Genomic DNA, 17059 nt, shown 5'->3' with positions numbered 1-17059 from the left:
TGGTCCGGGGTTGTGGATGTCGCCTAATGAAACCCGATGGCCGCCTTGGGCGCCTCTGCAAGCTGGATTTCACCAAACATCTTCTCATATTTTGAAACATTTTCCTGAAGGGCACCGAGGATTCGTTTCATATGACCCGGACTCACAATCACCCGTGAGGTGACGCTGCCTGCGGGCGGCGCTACCATCAGAAAGTCCATGACAAATTCCTCTTTGGTGTGGGAGACCACCATATTATTGGCATAGGCGCCCGGCTGCAGGTGATCCGGGAATTTTACCTGCATTTCCTTTTTTCCATTCGGCATTGACCATCACTCCTTATTATGTGCGGTTGAATCGATTATAAGATACGTGGATCCAATTTGCGAGTCATTATTCACCCCGGCCGCTTCCCTCCGGGAGAAAGCCCCTGCTCACCGGAGATCAGTCCGGATGTTCCGACAGGCGATCCTCTACTTTTCCGAGGATTTGTCCACGAAGGAGATCCAGGGCCTCCTGGATGCCGGGAGTGGGGATCATGCCGCATCCCTTGGCGGGCCGGATATGCCAGCCCGTGGCCTTCCGGACGATCTCGATCCAGATATCCTGGGAAAGATGCGTTTCTATGACGATCACCCTCACCATTGCACGCTCCCGGACCGGGTCATAGAGGGTCTCCTTCGGGACGACAGTGGCTTGTCCCCTCATGGGCGTCAGCTTCAGATCCTCCATGCAAAAGGATGACACAACGCGGGTCTGCAATTCAACTTCCTCCTTTTCGGGAATAGGGATATGCGCCACCTTGTTAAAAGAAATCCTATAGAAATGATCCTGCCCCTTCTTTTGCCACTTTTTTTCGTACATGGTGCCGAATTGCGGAGGGATTATCTCGCTGCCGATCCGGAAACCCGTTTTCATTCCTTCTTTACATATCCATCGGGCATGGGCCGGATCATCGGTTATCACAAAGGCCTCGCCTTCCGGGACCAGTCTACTGTTGAGAAGGCAAATAAAGGATTTTGAAAAGAGGCGCTTTTTCCCATGCCGCACCTTGGGCCACGGGATGGGGAACATGGTCCAGGCCTTTTCGATGGATTCCTGCCTGAAGAGGCGGTCCAGGGCCATGGGGGCGCCCGCCTGAACCAGGGCCACGTTTTTCACCCCGGCGGTGGTGAGCTTCTGAAGGGTGCGGCGAATCACAAACCAGTCTATTTCCACCCCGACAAAGTCCTTATCCGGGCTTTCAGCGGCCGTACGGATGAGATAGTCCCCTAACCCAAACCCGAGTTCTACGGCGAGGGGGGCCGATCTCCCGAAGACCCGCTCCCACAGGATGGGTCTCGAAAGGGCCCGCCATGGGACCAGCGGGGCGAGGGAGAAGTGGTGATCCACTGGACGTTTATACAGCATAGGATGCCATTTATCCCCTTGACCTCGAAAGGGCGGATTGGAACCGTTTCATCCGGTAAAGATGGGTCTGGTCCGTCATTCCGGCCCCTTGAGCGGGATATCCCATTTTTTCATGTACTTCCAGACGGCGGTCCTGCTCACGCCCAACCGTCTTCCCGCTTCGGCCTTGTTCCAGCCGCATTCATGAAGGATCTCCATCAGCATGTCGCGGGAAAGCCTTATATTTGAAGAAAAACGGTCAGGGGGAGGATGGGGTGCTTTGGATGAGGCGCCGGGCTGGTAGGGGAGCTGGCGGATTTCAACCGGGAGGTCAAAAATATCGATCTGCTCGCCGACGCAGAGGACAAAGGCATGCTCAATGGCATTTTCCAACTCACGCACGTTGCCGGGCCAGTTGTAATCCATGAGGATTCCCATGGCCGACGGCAGAACGCCCTTGATCCGCTTCCCGGTTTTTTCATTCTGGCGCCTGATGAAATGGCTTGTCAGGAGCGGGATATCTTCTCTCCGCTTTCGAAGGGGCGGAATATGGATGGGAAATACCTTCAGGCGGTAATAGAGATCTTCCCGGAAATGGCCGCTCTTGATGAGACCGTAGAGATCCTTGTTGGTGGCCGCAATGATCCGGATATCGATGGTCCGCTTTTGGGATTCGCCGACCCGCTCAATCTCCCTCTCCTGGAGCACACGAAGCAGTTTCACTTGAATAAATGGGCTTATCTCACCGATTTCATCGAGGAAAATTGTCCCCCCACTCGCCTCCTCAAAACGACCGACACGGTCCCGAACCGCCCCTGTAAATGCGCCTCTGGCATGTCCGAACAATTCGCTCTCCAAAAGCGACTCCGACAGGGCGCTGCAGCTTACGGGTACAAACGGCATGCCGGCCCGGTTGCTGTTGTAATGAATGGCGCCCGCAACCAGTTCCTTGCCTGTGCCGCTCTCCCCCTGCACAAGAATGGTTGCATCGCTCGAGGCCGTGGCCCGAATAGCTGAGAATACCTGCTGCATGCCATGGCTCTTTCCGATGATGTTGTCAAACCTGTGAATTTCCCCAAGACGCAGGTTGGCTGCTTCCGCCCTTCGTCTGGCCTTTTCAAGTTCCGTGAGATCGGTGACCGTTTCAACGACGCCCTTTATGGAACCATCACCGTCCGTCACAAGTCTTGCGCTCTTTACAACAGGTACGTCATCCCCGTTTTTGTGCCGCAGAAAGCATTCCTGGGCCTGAATCGGTCCATTTTTGTAGATGCCGCACTGGCTGATGCCCGATGGACAGCTTTTGGAAAAGCAGAGGCTGAAATTAAGCATACTGCAGGTATTTCCGACGGCCTCTTCCGCGGTGTAGCCGCTGATACGCTCCATGGCCGGATTCCATGATGTAATATGACCCTGGTCATCCAGGGTAAATACGCCGTCCGCCATGCATTCCAGGAGCAGGCTCGCAAAATTGGGGTCTAATATGGTTTTTTCTGCCATGGCAGTTCTATGTTGCTTGTATTCCTGATCCCAACACACATGGAGAAGGTATTCTCACCGAGCCGCAAAGACACAGGATTTTCCTGAAAAGTCTGGCACCTATCCAATCTGTTATTTCTAAGTTCTCTGCCTCTGTAGCGGTGTTGAGGCATTCTCTGTTTAGGCGCCATATTAAAGATGATCACCTGACAATCACTAACCACTGAAAGAGATCACATAACGTTACCGAAACGTTACCAACCAGTATAAGTAACGCTCTCAGAATTTGTCAACCGGTATTTTTTAGGGATAGCCGTGTCCCGGTCTCCTGTAATATTTGGATTTGTATAATATAATTAATGACTTATTTGAATTCCCACATGACATGGACCCAGGAGCGCCATGATATCACAAGGTGGCACGATTATTGATTAAATGAGGTACAGGCCTCTGTTACGGGACAATCATACAAACGAAAATCCGCTTCAATGGCAAAGGAGATGACTGAAATGGAAGTTAAACAGATCGGATCGGCCGATGGATTCCAAAAGACCATCGAGGATGGGGTTACGCTTATGGACTTCAATGCGCCCTGGTGTGCACCCTGTCGGTCGCAGGAGCCGATTCTCGAGATCCTGGCCCAAAATTTTGAAGGCAAGGCAGTGGTGGCCTCCATGAATGTGGATGAAAACCGGGACGTTGCGGCCAGGCTGGGGATAATGAGCATTCCTACTCTGGTCATTTTTAAAAACAGCAAGGAGATTCAACGGTTTGTGGGGCTTCAGCCCGAGACGACCCTATCAGAGGCCCTGAACAGGCTGGTGAAATAGGGGTGCCGGGCAAGCATAACGTATCGAGACAGTGAATTGTGACTGGGGTGGTCCCATGGTCGAAGGGACGGCCGATGGATGGGCAAGCTCTGTGTTGTCTGGCCGGGATAAACAGTGGGTGACATCGCGCGAACACGCACGTCTGAACACATTCAAAAAGGGAGGATTCCATGGAAAGGATGTTTGAGAAATTCAGGTTGGGGAGCGTGGAACTTGTAAATCGGTTTGTCTTTCCCCCGATCAAGCTCGGGATTGGGAACCCGGACGGAACCGTGACAGAAAGACAGATTGCCTCTTATCGTCAGATCGCAACAAACGGGCCGGCCGTCGTGATCCTGGAGCCTGTTTCCGTAACCGCGAACGGGAGGGAGCATCCCAAACAGCCGTGCGTGCATCTGGATAACAGCGTCCATGAACTCAAGAAGATTGTGGACCTTATCCATGAGCAAGGCAGGCTTGCCTGCCTCCACCTGAATCATGCGGGTGCGGCCGCCCTCCCCAAGATTATCGGGGGCCCTCCCAAGGCGCCGTCGGTCATGACATGTGTGGCCAGGGAAGAGACGGTGTCGGAGGCCCTGAGCGAGGAGGAGATCCAGAAGATCCTCGAGGGCTACGGATCAGCGGCTGCAAAAGGCTGGGAGGCGGGTTTTGACCTGGTAGAAATTCAGGGGGGCCATGGATATCTGATATCGCAGTTCCTGAATTCTAAGCTGAACAAACGGGACGATCGTTATGGCCAGGATCGCACCCTCTTTGCCGGGGAGGCGTTTTCACAGGTGAGAAAGGGGGCCCCCGACCTTCCCTTAATCCTTCGCATATCAGGAAATGAGATGTCCCCTGAGTTCGGCATCAGCCAGGAGGATCTCCTGCCGGTGGTGGAAGGGGCCGCTGAAATGGGATTTTATGCGATACATGTGGGTATGGGAAATGCCTGCTTCAGTCCCCCCTGGTATTTCCATCATGGCAGTCTGCCGGATAAGCCCCAGATGGATGCCCTGGCCTGGGTCCGTCAGCACACCCAGCTCCCCCTGATTGTTGCAGGCAGGATGGGGAGAAAGGAAAAGATCATGCGCGTCCTCGAGGCCGGGACCGCGGATCTGGTGGCCCTGGGGAGGCCTCTTATCGCGGATCCTGAATTGATAGAGAAGTGGCGGAAGGGAAAAGATGAGGAGGTCGTTGCCTGCGGGTACTGCCTCCAGGGATGCCTCCACCGTATGAAGAGCGGAGAGCCCGTAGGGTGCAATCTGAATCCGGGGCTGGGACTGCCTGAACTCGAACAAACCCCAAGCGCCTTGAAGGTCCTGATCGCAGGAGGCGGGCCGGCAGGGATCAGTGGGGCCCTTTATCTGACCAAGAGGGGACATCGGGTAACGCTGGCGGAAAAGGCCGACCGGTTGGGCGGGCAGTCTGCCCTTGCATGGCAGGCCCCTGGAAAGGGGACCATGAAAGAGGGACTGGATGGATTGGAGCACGCTGTTAAGGCAAGCGGGGCCACCATCCTCTTGAATCGTGAGGTGGATGCGGGGTTCATTGAGAGGGAAACGCCGGATCTACTGGTCTGGGCCACTGGGGCGGTTCAGAATGTTCCTGACATCGAGGGGCTTTCGGATCAGTACGTCATGACATCCCTTGAGTATTTTCAAGGCGAAAAGCCGGTGAAAGGCCCAAGGGTTCTGGTCATCGGGGCTGGAAGGACCGGGGTTGAGATTGCCGAGAAGCTGGGAAAAGATGGTTACGAGGTAGTAGCCACCAAGCGGACCGACCCCATCGGCAGCATGATGGAGATGATCACCAAGAAACTGGCCCTGATGCGGATCAATAACATGGAGAAGGTGACCCTGATGCCCCATACCGCGGTAAAGGCGTTTAAGCCCGACCGGGTAGAGGTGGAAAAAGACGGTGAAAGCCTCTCTCTGGCGCCCTTCCAGACCGTGATTCTTTGCTCGGGCATGCTGTCGGCGCCGGGACCGGATGGAGATTGGGTGAAAGGGATCCCGAAAATAGAAGTGATCGGAGACGCCAGGGAGGTCCAGGATATCTTCACCGCCGTACATGCGGGATACGACATGGCCCTCATGTATTAAGCGTCGTAACCATCTCACCAGATTCATTAAAAGAAGGAGATATCTATATGACTTCAATATCATTTGCTGATATTGCCATTGTATCATGCGGGACGTTGAGCATGGAACTGAACCACCTCAGAGACGAAGGCTTTCTGGATACGTCCCATCTTTTTTTGACCACCCCTGGACTTCACGAGGATATCCGTGAACTGGAGCGACAGCTGATCGCTCGGATCCAGAAGGCCAAGGAAAAGGCGGATAAGGTCCTTGTGGTGTACGGCGGCAAGTTCTGCTACGTGAATGCGGATGAGCCTACCCGGACCATGCGAACGATCATTGCCGAGCAGGGACCGGGGGTGACGCGGATCGAGGCGACCCATTGCATGGACATGCTCGCCAGCCAGGCGGATCGGGACAGGATCGCGCAGGAGGTGGCGGGCGGTGAAAAGGTCTGGTGGATGACGCCGGGATGGGTCAAGTTTCGTCATCAGGTCTTCAAGGGGTGGGACAAGGGACTTGCCAATGAGAATTTTCCCAGACACACGGGGGGGGCCGTGGTGCTGGACGGCATCGGATACCTGGACCGGTATATGAATGAGCAGCCGGAGGAATTCCTGGAATACTGCGATTGGATGGGAATCCCCATGCAGGCCTATCCGCTGACCCTGGACCGTTTCAAATCACTCCTGCTGGATCAGGCCAAAATTCTGCTGGGGGCTTAAGCAGGGGGTCGAACCATGGATTCCATTTGGGGAAGGGGAGACTGCAGAAGACAACAGGGGTAAGGACAAAAGCCCATGGCAGGAGGGTCTTCATGTTCATTACAAAACCGGTACTGTCCCTCCCCGCGAAGGGACATTATCGATTAGGCCCGGATGCTCCGGCAAACAGCAGAAGAAGGGAGGAGGATCGCAGCTTACGACCTGAATGAAATGACCAGCACTCCTTTTCACCCCGTAGCCCCCTTTTTGCGGATGGCATCGCCGGAACGTTTTGAGGCTGTGATCCAAAGTATTAGCGATGGGGTCTTTACGGTTGACAGGCATTGGCGGATTACCTGCTTCAACCGGGCTGCCGAGAAAATCACCGGTGTGCCAAGGTCCGAAGCCATGGGAGGAAAGTGCCATGAGGTTCTCGATTCCAATATTTGCAGGAGTGCCTGCCCCATCCAATATACCATTGAAACGGGCCGTCCGGTGGTGGATCTGACGGCAACCTTTACCAGCAGAAATGGTAAACAGATTCCTGTGAGCGTATCTACGGCCCTATTTAAGGATAACGAGGGCGAACTCATCGGAGGCGTCGAAACGTTTCGGGACCTTCGGCGGGTTGAGGCCTTGCGCAAAAAGATTAAAAGGAGCTATTCTTTTGAGGATATTATCAGTAAAAACAAAAAAATCAGGGAGATCCTGGATGTCCTCCCAACGGTTGCCATCAACGAAAGCAGCGTGTTGATCACAGGAGAAACCGGGACAGGCAAGGAGCTGTTCGCCAGGGCGCTTCATAACTTGAGCGGGCGTTCCGGAAAGGCATTTATCGCAGTCAATTGCGGCGGTTTCCCTGAGACCCTGATTGAATCAGAACTGTTCGGCTATGAAGCGGGGGCCTTTACGGGCGCTGTCAGGGCCAAGCCGGGGCGTTTTCGATTAGCAGAGGGAGGGACTCTTTTCCTCGACGAAATTGGTGAATTGCCTTATCCCTTGCAGGTCAAACTTCTGAGAGTGCTCCAGGAAAAGACCTATGAGCCGCTTGGGAGCATACACCCCCGGAAGGCGGATGTCCGGATAATTGCAGCGACCAACCGCAACTTAGAGGGAATGGTGGCTGAGGGCACGTTTCGGCAGGATCTCTTTTATCGGGTCAATGTTATTAAGCTTCAAATCCCACCGCTCCGCGACCGTATGGAGGATGTGCCCCTGTTGATCGATCATTTTATCAAACATTTTTCGGCACTTCATAACAAGGATGTGGTCGGCATTTCTCCCCGGGCCATGAAACTTCTTATGAGCCATGACTATCCCGGGAACATACGGGAGCTGGACAACATCATCGAGCATGGTTGCGTCCTCTGCCAGGCCGGATTCATCAGGACGGAGAATCTGCCGGACTGGATACGTCAACCCACCGAAAATCCGGACCCCGGTGGAAGCCTAAAGGAGGTGGAAAGACAATTCCTCTTGTCGGTTCTGAAAAAGAATGAGTGGAACCGGCTGGCAACCGCCCATCATTTGAAAATTCACAAAACCACCCTGTTCCGCAAGATCAAAAAGCTGGGGATAGAGCTCCCCGAACAGGATGGCCGTTCCTCCAGAAACAGCAGGAGTCGCATATCCGCATCTGAATAAGAGATATTGAGTAGCACTTTTGTTTCAATCTTTCGAATCGCATTTCTTTCTTATCGTTTCATTATATTCCAACCATATAAAAATATTGACTAATTAATTTTGCTCGACGAAATGGAGGGGCCTGGCACGCGTCATGCCTATACAGATCAGTAAAGGGCACATTGGTTTTAACCCATTCATACGAAAGGAGATCCTAATGGCTGAGAATGAGAACAGGGAGATTATGTCAACGGATACCCATACGCCAGCGCGTCCCCTGAAATTCTTCAAGGATGCGGCAGGAAATGGGTGGCTCTGCGACAAGGATATTGATCCTGGGAAGGACTTCAGGATGCAGGGTTGCTGGAGCTGTGATGAAATGGCATTTCCGGATGGTGGGCGGTGACCCATGGGTGGACCTTTCCTGAGAAATGCACGAGGCCCGGCAGATTCCCTAAAAAAGGAAAGGTCTGCCGGGTCCCCGGTTCGGTTATGTGGACGGATAAGTAATGAGTGGCTTTACAGACTTTTTCGGGATGCCAGGCGTATGCTCATAATGGTATAGATCAGAAATGAAATAAGCAGAAGTGCCCCGAGCATCTTGGGATCCTTTACCTTTATCAGAAATGAGATGGTAAAGACGACGACAAAACCGAAAATAACCACGAAGATCCTGGGAAAGTGGCGCAATATGACCCTTCCGAAATGGACGAATCGGATACTGCTTACCAGCAGATAAGAGGTCAGCAGAATCACGGCCCATACAATCCATACATTATCCCAGAATAGAACGGCCCCCAGAGAGACCATGGCGCCGGCAGGACTGGGCAATCCTTTGAAAATTCCCGGGCTCAGCGTAGCATCCTGCTTGTCACGGGCAATAAACCGCCACAGCCTGAAAGCTACTGCGACAAAATAGGTGATGCCGACAGCAAAGGCCAAAATGCTCCAATTGCCTTTTTGGAGAATCAGAAACGCAGGACATCCTCCGAAACTGACCAGATCGGCGATATCGTCCAGCCACGGCCCAAAACGGGTGCCGCCGTGTTTGTCGGCCATTCTCCCGTCGAAAAGATCGAATATCTGGCCGGCCAAAATGGCGATCGCCGCATAAACCGGACGCATCTGAAGGGCGAAGAATATTCCAATGATGCCGCAGCATAGATTGAGGAGGGACAGGATGTCGGCATAAAACCTGTTGGCGATGAGCTTGAAGACAATGGACGAAATCGAAAGGATGATACAGAGGTAGAGTATTTGATTTGCGAATTTGGGAAGGCCGATATCATCGGTCAGCAATGCACAGTAGATGATCAAGGCGAAACAGAGGACCGCTTTGATCTTTCCGAAATTGTTGGCCGCCACGGAGAAATGAGTAAACCGCTTAATAATGTATCGAAATAGAAATTGTCCGCTGGCTTCCACAGCCACAAGTATCCATACCGAAACGACATCCAAACGACCTGCATAGGCAAAAAATAACATGGGCGGGAGATAGGTCAGCTTGTCGCAGAGGGGATCGATTTCTTCTCCAAAAGGGGTCACCAGATCGCAGTTTCTGGCGAGAAGACCGTCCACGCCGTCCATGACTGCAGAGAGGGTGAAGAGGAGAATGCCCAGAAACTGTTGCTCGGTCCGGAAGTAGAGGAGGATGCCTGACAACCCGATCACTACCCGCCACACGCAAATGGCGTTTGGATGGTAATACCAATGTTCACAGAGGTGTCTCTTGCCCCTTTGAGTCTTGAGGGCGAAGACAAAACCGAGGTACATGCCCAGCGACACGACAAGAGAAATAAGAATGGCGATGGTGTTATTCATGGGGAGAGTTTCGCATGATCACGTCAGGTCCTGAAAATGCAGGCGCCTGGTTTTTATATATCCGGTAACGACAATGCCTATGGTCACGCCGGCGCTGTTTGCAAGAATATCGAAGAAGGAAAACTCTCTGCCGGGCACGTAACATTGGGCGAATTCAAGTCCAATGCCGAGAAGTGCCATCAAGAGCGCCCCTGTGAGGGCCGTCCGCCTTCCTGCAAATCCGAAAAAAGGAAGCATCGCCAGCCAGGCATAGGCCGCAAAATGCGCCAACTTGTCTGCACCGCTGAAGTGATAAGGGATTTCCATGCGGGGCGTCAAAGAGAGACAGACAACCAGAAGAATAGAGATAACCCAGATAAACTGAATGGTCCATTTCATCATGTTTTTGAATTATCTCATTTAATATGTATGGGAATGCCGGCCACGCTCATGATCACTTTGTCGGCCAGTGCAGCCAGTTTCTGGTTGAGGGTTCCGGCCAGATCCCGGAATTCTCTCCCTAAGGGATATTCCGGGACAATACCGGTGCCAACTTCATTGGATACCATGATCACCGCCTGTCTTCTTCGGGACAATACCTTCAGCAGCCGATCTTGATAGGCATTCACGGCCTCCCGCCCTTTCTGAAGAAGGATGTTGCTGAGCCAGATGGTCATACAGTCGATGAGCGCGACGTCCGCATCGCCGATGTCGGACTGCAAGGTCTCCGCAATGTCCAGAGGTTCTTCGATCAGACGCCATCCGGGTCCGCGGGATGCCTGGTGCAGTCGTACCCGTTCGGCCATTTCATCATCCTCCACCTGGGCGGTAGCCACAAAGAGACAGGATGCGTAGGTCTCTTCGGCATACCTGAGGGCCCAGGAACTTTTGCCGCTCCGAGCGCCGCCCAAAACCAGAATGATTTCTTTGTCAGTCGATGGGTCCATGTCGGGTCAAGTAGCGTGGAAAATGCATTAACCAGGAAAATCTGTTGAGATACGGATCAAAGCGTGAACTCGCTTCCCTCTTTAGCCGCATCAATGACGATGTCGTGGTTGCCGTCCATCGCGGTATGGCGGCATTCTTCAACGACGGCCGATAGATCCGCATCTTTTCTGGCAGGTGCATGATGAAAGAGAATGAGTCGTTGTGTGCGGGCCTTCAAGGCCAGATCCACTGTAGAGGCGCTGTCTGAATGGCCCCAACCCCGGTGACGGTCGATTTCTTCAGGCGTAAATTGGGCATCGTGAATCAGAACATCCGCTTCTTTGCAGAACCGGACATAATCATCCATCTCTTTTCCCGCCGGGCCATCTGTTACCAATTCGTTGTCCGTTATGAATACCAGTTTCTTTTTTCCCTCTTGAAAGCGGTAGCCGAGGGCGCCCTGGGGATGGTTCAGGGGAATGGCATCGATGCGTGTATCGTCTATGGTAACGGGGCCGCGGCTCAATTCCCCAATATAGTCGATCCGGGCCTTGAGGTCCTCGAAGCTGACGGGGAAAAACCCATCGCCCATCTTGTTGTCGAAAATCACCCTGAGCCCTTTCATCCCGGCAGGAAACCCATCCACTGCGATTCTGGAGGAGGGGTTGAAAATCGGCTCGAAGAATGGGAATCCCTGCACATGATCCCAATGAATATGTGTCATCAGAAGGAGGATGTCGACGGTTTCTCTCTTCGCAATAAAGTGTTCCCCCAGGGGCCGCATTCCGGTCCCTGCATCAATGATGATCCTTCGACCCGATTCAAGAGTAATCTCGAGACAGCAGGTATTGCCGCCATATATGATGGTATCTTTTCCCGGAGCTGCAATGGAGCCCCTCGTCCCCCAAAATTTGACTTTCATTTTAGTAGTCTTACCTGTCTACAGGGCCTCTGTGGAGGCATTCAATTGCCGAAAATAAATATGGACGCATCTGGGTGCGGGTTCGCAGGTTACGTGATCTCGTCAAGTGTGTCAATCCAAAAAGCCACGGGGCTGAAACGGTTCATAGGCGCTCTCTCCACTATTTACCATGAAAATCTCACTGGGGCAGTCATCGGTTATTTGTTATCGGGTGTAGGTTTGTGAGTCTTTCTGACCCCGCCTATTCGCGGGATTAACCGGTAACGGCCAACCCACTCTCATTTGAATCTCCGTGGGGGCGAGGTCTTCCTCATGCGTATTTGCCCTGATACAAAGAGGCAAAGACCTTTGCATCCGTCATGATATCCGAAATCCGGCAATATTCATTGGGCTGATGCGCTGTATCGGGGCAGGTTGACCAGACAGCAGCCGGAAGATCCTTTTCACGAAAAAAGGCGGCCACCGTACCGCCGCCGATCCCCATCGGTCTTCCCTGATTGCCTGTGACCGCCTCGATGGCCTTCGCCAGTTCAATTACCACCGGGGCCTCCGCAGAGGTAGGCGGCGCAGCGTCCTGACGATGAACCGTCTCCACATCGATCTGGAGCCCGGTTTGTTCTGCGATCGGCGCCACGATTTTCTTTGCCGCGGAAATGACATGGTCCACACGGTATTGCGGAAGGATCCTGCAATCCATATAGAAGATGTCCTTTCCAGGGATGGTATTGATGTTGGGGACGTTCTCTTCCTTTCTGGTGGGCGCAAAGGTGGATCGCGGGGGGCTGAAAAGGGGGTCTGAAAGATCGAATCGATTATCCAGATCCCCCAGCGCGACAATCATTTTTGCAGCGCCATAAAGAGAGTTTTTTCCCTTTTGGGGGGTGCTCGCGTGACACTGATGGCCTGTGACAGTGAATTTCAGCCAGAGCATGGACTTCTCCGCCACCTCGATCATGGTGCCCTCCTCATTGCCGCTGTCGGGCACCACGATGAGATCTTGGGGAGTGAAAAAATCCTTATGATGCTTCAGGAGATAGCTCAGCCCAAAATGGCTTCCGGTCTCTTCATCGGCAACAACGATCAGTCCCACCGGCCTTTCCAGATTCTGACCTGAATCGAGGACCGCCTTGAGGGCCAGATAGGAGCTGACAAAGCCGTGCTGGTTGTCTTCGACCCCCCTTCCCACAATCCGGTCTCCATCCACGATAACGGTATAGGGATCGTTGTTCCACAAAGAAAGGTCGCCCGGCGGCACAATATCCGAGTGACTCAGGACCCAGACGACCGGACCCTTGTGCCGGCCTTCCCATTTGGCGATCAGATTGGGACGATACCCGTCACGGGCCCGCTCATCCGGGGCATTGATTTCCAGCACTGAATCGGGATTCAAGTCTTGGAGAAGACCTTTTATGTAATCGGTCTTTTCGTGTTCGCCCGAACCCCCGTTGTCCGGCCCCAGTGCTACGCGGGCCGTCAGCTCCCGCTGAATTTGTATGATCTCGTCTTTACTGCCGTCGATATGCTGAAAGACGCTTTCCGGATCGGACATGTCGGTTTCTCCTTTTGCCGGTCGAAGCGAAACGCAGATCCCGCGACACGCGGGATTGCTGGTTTCCGGTTACTCCTTGTTGCCCACTCCTTGCTGCCTACTCCTTACTGGTTGCTGGCCCCCACGCCCCACGTCTATCCCAAGGCGGCCTGACGGCCGCAACCAAAAAGGTATGGGTGCAAACCCTTTTCTCTGTGTTCTTTGTGGCTCCGTGTGAGTCTATAGAATAATGCGTGCTGAGATACAAACAGATTTTCTTGTTCTTTGTTACAGGGTTATTGGAAATAGGGGACTAAGGGCCTAATCCCGAGAGTACGGCAATCCTCTGCATTACCGTATTGAGAACCGACTCGGGCGGGATGTTGTTGTCCGGATAAATCGGGGTGCCGAAAGAAACCCGGACTGCGGTCCTCAAATACATTCTTTTGTAGTGGACCCCTGTGGGAATCAGGGGGAAAGACATCCGTGAGATGATCAACCGCAGCATTCCGGATTTGCCGGGACCCATCCTGTTTTCATAGTAGGTGCCCTCGGGAAAAAGCACGACCCCCTCACCACCTTTCAGAAACGCCATCATGGCCTTTATGGACCCTCTGCTCTTCATCGGTTGTTTCCGATTCAGGGGAATTCCCCCGAGGGATTCCAGTAGCCAGGCAGCCAGCCGGTTGGTGAACAACTCATGTTTGGCGATGTAATAGAGGGATCGGGGCGTGGCAAGGGCAATAATGGGGATATCCTGCCACCGCTGGTGCTTGGGGAGGAGGATAAAGGCATCTTTTAGAGGCAGTCGTTCCCGGCCTTCGATTTTAATGTCGTAGAACGGATACAGGACGATCCTGATGAACCCCGTTACAAATCGGCACATGCGGTCTTTCCTTTGGAGCACCTGGTATTCCCCAAAAAAATTCAAGAGGCGGTCTGTTTAGCCATTCGATGTCCACCTTGGATATTTCTATCCCATAAGTGCACCCTCTGGCGGGGCAGTCAGACTGAGACAGTCATCTCCATATGAGTGCCCGAATCGGGTCCGGCATCCACCATCGCGCCGCTGTCCCATATCTTTTTCGTACAGGGCGTCGCTTTTGTTCTGAATTCAAGAAAATATGGAAAAGGGATTCGGGTGTCAAGTGGATATTGACTTGACACATCTCCGGATATTCTTTTAGAGTGACCCACTATTTCTTCTCACATGATGATAACCCAAGTTACCCCCTACACAGAGCATCTGATGACGCGAAGAGAATACCTCGAGGAACAAAAAGAAAAAGGCCGCCGTCTTATCGGCGTTTTCCCTGCACATTACCCGAAGGAGATCCTTTGGGCCTTTAATTGTGTGCCTGCGGAGATTTGGGATCCGCCGCTTGAGGTTTCCGGCGCCAATGCCCACCTTCAGCCGTATATCTGTTCCGTGGTCAAATTGGGACTGGAGCTGATCCTTCAGGGCAAGGGCGACCTATTGGACGGATTTCTGTTCCCTCACACCTGCGACTCTATCCAGAATATGGCATCCATTGTCTATGATTATCTGGGAGTGGATAAGCCCTGCTATTTTTTTTATCACCCAAAGGCCCCGTATCGGCCATCGTCCCGCCGCTATTATCTGGAACAGCTCAAGTCCCTGGTCTCCCGACTAGAAAGCGATCTAGGGCCCATGAGCAAAACCGAGCTGAAACGACGGGTGGATGAGGGGTATCATTTGGCGTCCCTTCTGAGAGAGATCTATGATGAAAGGCGTCATGGGATGCTTTCAGCCTCTAATGCCGATTTTTATCGCATGATCCGTCAGGGGGAGTATCTCCATCCCGATGATTTTATCCCCGTGTTGGAGGATTTTCTAAAGGCGTACAGGGGAGGAGACCGGAGGGGACCCGGTGTGATTCTGAGCGGTATTCTCCCCAATCCACCGGAGATCCTGAACCTTTTGGATGAACTGGGGGTAAGGGTGGCGGATGACGATCTCTTATGCTGCGGTAGGAGGATTCCGCTGAATTCAAACATGGATCAGGACCCCTTTGAAGCGCTTGCGGACAGCTATTTTAGCATGCCGCCTTGTACCACCAAGGACTCGCCGTTGGAGGCGCGGATAGATTACCTCATGGAAAAGATAGCGGTCAGCAAGGCCAGGGGGGTGATTTTTTATCTGGTAAAATTTTGCGAGCCCGAATGGTTTGATGTCCCCCGTATGGCAGAGGCCGTGAAGAAAGGCGGTGCAGCCGTGCTGACAATGGATGTGGACCTGAACCAGGGATTGAGCGGTCAATTGACCACACGGATTGAAGCGTTCGTGGAGATGATCGGCCGGCGATGAGAGGCGCAAGGCGTGAGGTAGAAAAGTGCTCCGTGAGGCGTTGAGGGTTTAAATCGGAATTCTTCCTCTTCAACTTCAGGCACCCTAAACGCTTAAGTCCAAATTTGGAAACACCAGCATCCAGCATCCAGAATCCAGTATCCAACAACCAGAGAGAGATTTCACCATGTCGCTTGCCAAGCGTGTCCGTTACCATTTTATGAAAGATGTCGGGGCCCCCGCTGTCATGCGTCTTTCCGCCGCCGGAAAAAAGAAAGGCCATAAAAGGTCCAAACCCGGTTTCGGTCCCGGGCTCAATTGTGCCACCCGGCTGAAGGAGATCATGACCCGCCACTACTTTCTCTCCCGCTACGCGGAAGGGGCAAAGCCGGTGGCCTGGGTCACCAGCGGCGCGCCCGTGGAAATCCTGAGACCCTTTGGATTTTATACCATCTATCCTGAGAATCACGGCGCCCTCTGCGGGGCACAGAGGCTTGGACCGGAGCTTTGTGCAGAGGCGGAGGCGCGTGGCTACCACCAGGATCTTTGCTCCTATGCCCGCATTGACCTGGGTCATTTCCTTTCGGGCAAGACGCCGGTCGGCAGGTTGCCCAGGCCCGACCTCCTCTTTGCTTCCAACAACATCTGCCAGACCGTTGTTTACTGGTACCGGGTCCTGGCCCATCAATTGAAAATCCCCCTCCTCCTTTTTGACACCCCTTATAATTTTGAAGATATTGCTGAGATGGATGTGGTCTATATGGTGCAACAGTTGGAGGAGATGATTCCGGTCCTGGAACAGGTATCGGGGCGCCGCTTTGACCATCGCAAATTTCAGGAGATGATTCGTATCGCGAGGGATTCATCGTTTGCCTGGGGCGAGGTCCTTGCCACCATGAAGACACACCCTGCGCCGATGACCATCTTTGATGCCTTTATCCATCTGGCGCCGATCGTCTCCCTTAGAGGACTTCCGGTGGCCCTGGACTACTACAATATACTACTGGAAGAACTGCGGGAAAGGATTGAGAAGGGGATCGGGGCCATTCAAAATGAGCGAAAGCGATTGATGTGGGACAACATCGCCATATGGTACAAAGTCCGCGAGTTTTCAAACCTGTTCGCCGATCGGGGGATGAACTTCGTTACGGCCACCTACACCAATGCCTGGGCGGAAACGACTTCCCTCATGGATGCAGATCGTCCGTTTGAATCCATGGCCAGGACTTACAGCCTTGTAGTGCTCAATAACAATCTGGACCACCGTCTGCGGCTGATGGAAAGACTCGTCAAGGAGTATGATGTGGACGGACTGGTCATCCATTCGGCCAAAAGCTGCAAACCCTATTCCGTAGGACAGTACGACCTCAAACGGCTGCTGATGGATCGCCTGCAAATACCTTCAGTGATCGTTGATGCGGATATCACCGATTTTCGGGCGTATTCCGAAGAACAGACGAACACGCGTCTGGAGGCCTTTTTCGAAACCCTGGAAGGATGACGTCAA

General features: G+C 53.1%; 16 protein-coding genes. 7 read left to right on the top strand and 9 right to left on the bottom strand.

The window, feature by feature from the left end; all coding sequences use genetic code 11:
- Positions 1-23: 23 nt before the first annotated feature.
- From K9N21_14875 to K9N21_14865, 3 genes are all read right to left on the bottom strand, one after another.
- Positions 24-305, bottom strand: a complete 282-nt coding sequence (locus K9N21_14875; GenBank protein MCF8145197.1) for a DUF3467 domain-containing protein — start codon at positions 303-305, stop codon at positions 24-26.
- 118 nt (positions 306-423) lie between these two features.
- On the bottom strand, positions 424-1389 hold the full coding sequence (locus tag K9N21_14870; GenBank protein MCF8145196.1) for a hypothetical protein: 966 nt from the start codon (positions 1387-1389) through the stop codon (positions 424-426).
- A 75-nt stretch (positions 1390-1464) separates the two neighbouring features.
- On the bottom strand, positions 1465-2868 hold the full coding sequence (locus K9N21_14865; GenBank protein ID MCF8145195.1) for a sigma 54-interacting transcriptional regulator: 1404 nt from the start codon (positions 2866-2868) through the stop codon (positions 1465-1467).
- A gap of 488 nt (positions 2869-3356) precedes the next feature.
- Here K9N21_14865 and K9N21_14860 point away from each other — a divergent pair, with 488 nt between their 5' ends.
- The 5 genes from K9N21_14860 (at position 3357) to K9N21_14840 (ending at position 8473) form a co-directional block, all read left to right on the top strand.
- On the top strand, positions 3357-3677 hold the full coding sequence (locus K9N21_14860) for a thioredoxin fold domain-containing protein (protein ID MCF8145194.1): 321 nt from the start codon (positions 3357-3359) through the stop codon (positions 3675-3677).
- Positions 3678-3847: 170 nt separating this feature from the next.
- On the top strand, positions 3848-5761 hold the full coding sequence (locus K9N21_14855; GenBank protein ID MCF8145193.1) for an FAD-dependent oxidoreductase: 1914 nt from the start codon (positions 3848-3850) through the stop codon (positions 5759-5761).
- A 47-nt stretch (positions 5762-5808) separates the two neighbouring features.
- Entirely contained in the window at positions 5809-6465 is a 657-nt protein-coding gene (locus K9N21_14850; GenBank protein ID MCF8145192.1) for a DUF1638 domain-containing protein, read from the top strand.
- A 252-nt stretch (positions 6466-6717) separates the two neighbouring features.
- On the top strand, positions 6718-8088 hold the full coding sequence (locus K9N21_14845; protein ID MCF8145191.1) for a sigma 54-interacting transcriptional regulator: 1371 nt from the start codon (positions 6718-6720) through the stop codon (positions 8086-8088).
- Between the two features lie 196 nt (positions 8089-8284).
- Complete coding sequence (locus K9N21_14840; protein MCF8145190.1) at positions 8285-8473, top strand: hypothetical protein; 189 nt, start codon at positions 8285-8287, stop codon at positions 8471-8473.
- A 113-nt stretch (positions 8474-8586) separates the two neighbouring features.
- On the opposite strand, the gene K9N21_14835 is transcribed toward K9N21_14840, so the two are convergent.
- From K9N21_14835 to K9N21_14810, 6 genes are all read right to left on the bottom strand, one after another.
- Positions 8587-9840, bottom strand: coding sequence for a CDP-alcohol phosphatidyltransferase family protein (locus K9N21_14835; GenBank protein MCF8145189.1), 1254 nt, complete (start codon positions 9838-9840; stop codon positions 8587-8589).
- Between the two features lie 66 nt (positions 9841-9906).
- The gene (locus tag K9N21_14830; GenBank protein MCF8145188.1) at positions 9907-10269 is read right to left on the bottom strand and encodes a VanZ family protein; all 363 of its coding nucleotides are present in this window, start codon (positions 10267-10269) and stop codon (positions 9907-9909) included.
- Between the two features lie 14 nt (positions 10270-10283).
- Positions 10284-10814, bottom strand: a complete 531-nt coding sequence (gene cobU / locus K9N21_14825; protein MCF8145187.1) for a bifunctional adenosylcobinamide kinase/adenosylcobinamide-phosphate guanylyltransferase — start codon at positions 10812-10814, stop codon at positions 10284-10286.
- Positions 10815-10870: 56 nt separating this feature from the next.
- On the bottom strand, positions 10871-11716 hold the full coding sequence (locus tag K9N21_14820) for an MBL fold metallo-hydrolase (protein ID MCF8145186.1): 846 nt from the start codon (positions 11714-11716) through the stop codon (positions 10871-10873).
- 310 nt (positions 11717-12026) lie between these two features.
- A complete protein-coding gene (locus K9N21_14815) occupies positions 12027-13265 on the bottom strand; it encodes a M20 family metallo-hydrolase (protein ID MCF8145185.1) in 1239 nt (412 codons plus the stop codon).
- A 292-nt stretch (positions 13266-13557) separates the two neighbouring features.
- Positions 13558-14130, bottom strand: coding sequence for a 1-acyl-sn-glycerol-3-phosphate acyltransferase (locus K9N21_14810; protein ID MCF8145184.1), 573 nt, complete (start codon positions 14128-14130; stop codon positions 13558-13560).
- Between the two features lie 363 nt (positions 14131-14493).
- On the opposite strand from K9N21_14810, the gene K9N21_14805 reads away from it, so the two are divergent.
- Positions 14494-15573, top strand: coding sequence for a 2-hydroxyacyl-CoA dehydratase family protein (locus tag K9N21_14805; GenBank protein MCF8145183.1), 1080 nt, complete (start codon positions 14494-14496; stop codon positions 15571-15573).
- 166 nt (positions 15574-15739) lie between these two features.
- Positions 15740-17053, top strand: coding sequence for a 2-hydroxyacyl-CoA dehydratase (locus K9N21_14800; GenBank protein ID MCF8145182.1), 1314 nt, complete (start codon positions 15740-15742; stop codon positions 17051-17053).
- The last annotated feature ends 6 nt before the right edge of the window (positions 17054-17059 follow it).

It is taken from the genome of Deltaproteobacteria bacterium (assembly GCA_021737785.1).
Lineage (GTDB): Bacteria > Desulfobacterota > DSM-4660 > Desulfatiglandales > Desulfatiglandaceae > AUK324.
This window is presented reverse-complemented; position numbering and strand designations above follow the sequence as displayed.

Coding starts and splice junctions, on each gene's coding strand:
- K9N21_14875 (MCF8145197.1), bottom strand. CDS start 305: ATGCCGAATGGAAAAAAGGAAATGCAGGTAAAATTCCCGGATCACCTG.
- K9N21_14870 (MCF8145196.1), bottom strand. CDS start 1,389: ATGCTGTATAAACGTCCAGTGGATCACCACTTCTCCCTCGCCCCGCTG.
- K9N21_14865 (MCF8145195.1), bottom strand. CDS start 2,868: ATGGCAGAAAAAACCATATTAGACCCCAATTTTGCGAGCCTGCTCCTG.
- K9N21_14860 (MCF8145194.1), top strand. CDS start 3,357: ATGGAAGTTAAACAGATCGGATCGGCCGATGGATTCCAAAAGACCATC.
- K9N21_14855 (MCF8145193.1), top strand. CDS start 3,848: ATGGAAAGGATGTTTGAGAAATTCAGGTTGGGGAGCGTGGAACTTGTA.
- K9N21_14850 (MCF8145192.1), top strand. CDS start 5,809: ATGACTTCAATATCATTTGCTGATATTGCCATTGTATCATGCGGGACG.
- K9N21_14845 (MCF8145191.1), top strand. CDS start 6,718: ATGGCATCGCCGGAACGTTTTGAGGCTGTGATCCAAAGTATTAGCGAT.
- K9N21_14840 (MCF8145190.1), top strand. CDS start 8,285: ATGGCTGAGAATGAGAACAGGGAGATTATGTCAACGGATACCCATACG.
- K9N21_14835 (MCF8145189.1), bottom strand. CDS start 9,840: ATGTACCTCGGTTTTGTCTTCGCCCTCAAGACTCAAAGGGGCAAGAGA.
- K9N21_14830 (MCF8145188.1), bottom strand. CDS start 10,269: ATGATGAAATGGACCATTCAGTTTATCTGGGTTATCTCTATTCTTCTG.
- cobU (MCF8145187.1), bottom strand. CDS start 10,814: ATGGACCCATCGACTGACAAAGAAATCATTCTGGTTTTGGGCGGCGCT.
- K9N21_14820 (MCF8145186.1), bottom strand. CDS start 11,716: ATGAAAGTCAAATTTTGGGGGACGAGGGGCTCCATTGCAGCTCCGGGA.
- K9N21_14815 (MCF8145185.1), bottom strand. CDS start 13,265: ATGTCCGATCCGGAAAGCGTCTTTCAGCATATCGACGGCAGTAAAGAC.
- K9N21_14810 (MCF8145184.1), bottom strand. CDS start 14,130: ATGTGCCGATTTGTAACGGGGTTCATCAGGATCGTCCTGTATCCGTTC.
- K9N21_14805 (MCF8145183.1), top strand. CDS start 14,494: ATGACGCGAAGAGAATACCTCGAGGAACAAAAAGAAAAAGGCCGCCGT.
- K9N21_14800 (MCF8145182.1), top strand. CDS start 15,740: ATGTCGCTTGCCAAGCGTGTCCGTTACCATTTTATGAAAGATGTCGGG.